The organism is Protofrankia sp. CiP1_Cm_nod4 (genome assembly GCF_982290645.1).
The window spans coordinates 1,170-4,149 of the sequence record NZ_CEVIVC010000249.1; the positions used below are offsets into that span (position 1 = coordinate 1,170).

Here is a 2,980-nt window from a genome sequence, read left to right on the forward strand (position 1 = left end):
ACGCGCAGGGGCCGCAGGTTGGTGGCGTCGAGCAGTACCACGGCCGAGCCACAGGCAGCCGCGAGGAGGCGGCCGGCGATGGCGACGCTGCTGATCGAGCCGGAGGGCAGGGTCATGAGGTCGACGGGGTCACGGCCCACGATCGCGGCGGGGACGAGTTCGGGGATGCCGGCTGTCGCGGGATCGATGGTGGGCTGGAGCAACGCGGCGCCGGTCCATCGGCTGCCGGCCAGCCGGGCCCCGGTGAGGTCCGGGCGGACCAGCAGAGCCCCGGTCAGGTCCGCGCGGCTCAGATCGGCGTCAGTGAGGTCCGGACGGGTCAGCACCGCATCCGACAGGTTCGCCCCGGCCAGGTCGGCGCCGGTCAGGTCCGGCTGGTGCAGGCGCGCGCCGGCCAGGTTTGCCCTGGTCAGGTCGGCGTAGCGCAGGTTCCGGCCGTTGAGATCCTGGCCACGCAGGTCCCGGCCGGCCAACTGGGCGTCTTCGGCTTGCACCTCCAGTTTCCGGGCGATACGCAGGGCGTTGCGTTGGGCGGTGCTGCCTGCTCCCTGCGTGGCCAGCATGTCCCGAGCCCACTGTTCCAACACGGTCCGGTTGGCGATGCCATGGAGGAAGTCGACCATCAGGTCGGACATCTCCCGGCTGGTCAGCAGCTCCGGCCCAGTGCCGTCGGTGCCGCCGGCGGTGAGCTGTCCGGCGGCCTGGACCGCGACGAGGTATTCCATCACCGAGCGGTGCACGAACCGGAAGGTGCCCTCGGAGGTGCGCACAAGCAGGCTGCCGGAGCCCACGATGAACGTGGCCTGGGCGGCGTCCAGTTTGACCGTTTCGAGGTCGGTCAGGGTCGCCTGAACCGTCGCAGACAGGCCGGACAGATCGGTGGTCTCCTGGGCCGCGGTCCAGAGAACGATCGCGAGGGCGTCAACGGCTTGGCGCAGCTGGTCAATATTGAGGGTCTGGTAGGCGCCTCGGGTTGGCTGGCGGCGGCCCACCTCGTATCTGAGCCAGCGGTCGACCAGTTTCTGGTAGAGATCGGCGGAGGTAATCGTACCGTCGGCGGTGCGGGCGGCCTCCAGCTCGGCTTCGTCCAGCTCGGCGATGAACCCGAGCATGCGGGGGTTGGCCGACAGCCCCAGCAGGTCATCGATCGACCCGATCAGCTTCAGGCGGGCGTCGGCCTGCCGGCGGGCCTCCACCCACAGGGAGGCGTCGTCTCGTTCCGTCTGGCCGGCCCCGATGCTCTGCTGCTCGGCGGCGGTGAGTTTCTGGTGGAACAGGAGGCTGAGGAACTCCCGGATCTGCTCATGATCGAAGTCCGCCAGGTGGATCTCTCGGCTGGCGGCCTGCAGTTGCACGGTGGCGCCGAGTTCGGTGCGGTGCTGGTCATCGGTCAGGAAGTGCTGGGTGCGGCTGGTCAGCACGACCTTCGCCCGGTCGGTGACCGCGGACAACACCGTTTTGAGGTGTTCGGCGGCCCGGTCGTAGGTGACCCGTAAAGCCAGTTCGTCGAAGCCGTCGAACAGCAGCACGGCTTTGCCCTGGTCGACCATGCGGCGCACCGCCCGCACGCTGACGCCGTCCTCGTCGCTCTTGGTCAGGTGCAGGGCGAGCAGGTCGTCGACGGAGTGGCTCTTCTCCAACGCGCCCAGCTCGACGAGCAGGGGAATGATCTGTGGCAGTTCGGTGGGCAGGCGCCGGGCCAGTTCGCGTAGCAGGAAGCTTTTGCCGTGGCCGAAGTCGCCGAGCACGAGCAGGAACCGGGCGTCCTCGACATCGAGCCAGTCGCGCATGGCGATGAACACGTCGTTCTGCACGACACCGTGCTGTCCGGGCCGGGCGATGGGGCCGGCGACGGTGAACCGCTGGGGCACATACAGGCCGGGTGGGTACGTCGGGTCGTCGGCGAGGCGCCGGGCCTGACGGTCCAGGTAGCGGTGGGGATTCCAGCGGCCCTCGAACTCGGCGAGGCTGTAGATCCGGATCCGGTGGCGGCGGGCCTGCCGAAAAACCTCCTCCGCCGGTGGCTTTCCGAGATGGACCAGTTCGGAGTCCACCCACTCGTCCATCGGCAGGTAGACCGGGGTGATGATCTGTTGGCGAAAACCGGTCACCGCGTCCATGTCGGGTGGCTCGACGCTGACCGCGACCGGCCAGCGCTGCCGTTCCCCACCGCGCTGTCCGTCCACGCTCACATACGGCATACCCCCGCCGCGGGCGATCTGCTCGACGGTGGCGCCCGGGTAGCGTGACCGGCAGGCCTGGGTGACCAGGTCCAGCAGGCGGCCGGTCAGCTGCTCGTAGTCCGGCCCCGGATACGGTGGCGGCGACCCGCCACCACCGGCCGTACCGGGATAGGTCGGTGGGGTCGTGGGCAGCTTTTCACCGTTGACGGCCGCGCGCAGCTCGGTCAGCAGTGTATGCCGGGCCTCGGTGGCGGAGAGGTCCACCAGGCTGATCCGGCTGAACGGCCGCATCAGCGGCGGCGTCTCGCAGGCCGTGACCCGGACCGGGATCAGTGTTCGCCGCCCCTTGACCGCGTCGACGAGGGCGGCGTTCAGCTCGGCGTCGCACCACTTCGAGTGCAGGTAGGCCGGGGAGAGAATCGCCAGCACGCAGCCGGCGGCGGCGAGCTCCGCGTTGATCCAGTTGACGAAGTTGCCGCCGGGGACCGAGTGCCAGGCCTGCAACTGGGGCCGGTAGCCCGCTTCCCGCAGCTGCCAGGCGATCCACACCGCCCATGGTTCATCCACTCCGGTGTAGCTGATGAAGACTGTAACCTTGTTATCGCCTATCGTAACTTCGGTGTCGGTATGTCCCCCCGCGTTCACCGCTTCATGATGACAGCCGTCCTCTGGTGGGCGGCCCGCTGCTCCGGCCGGCGGTCGCTATCGGGCGGACGATACGGATCGTCACCAATTGTTACAACGGGGAGTCAGGTTGGCCGTCTTCGTCCCGGGGTGTGATCGTCGCGGTCAGTTCC

At 68.9% G+C, this 2,980-nt stretch carries 1 protein-coding gene; it reads right to left on the bottom strand.

Translation table 11 applies throughout. The annotated features are described in order from the left end of the window. On the bottom strand, nucleotides 1-2,732 hold a 2,732-nt coding region (locus tag AC5LSR_RS23680), incomplete at its 3' end, for a TIR domain-containing protein (protein WP_493469059.1). Between the last annotated feature and the right edge of the window lie 248 nt (nucleotides 2,733-2,980).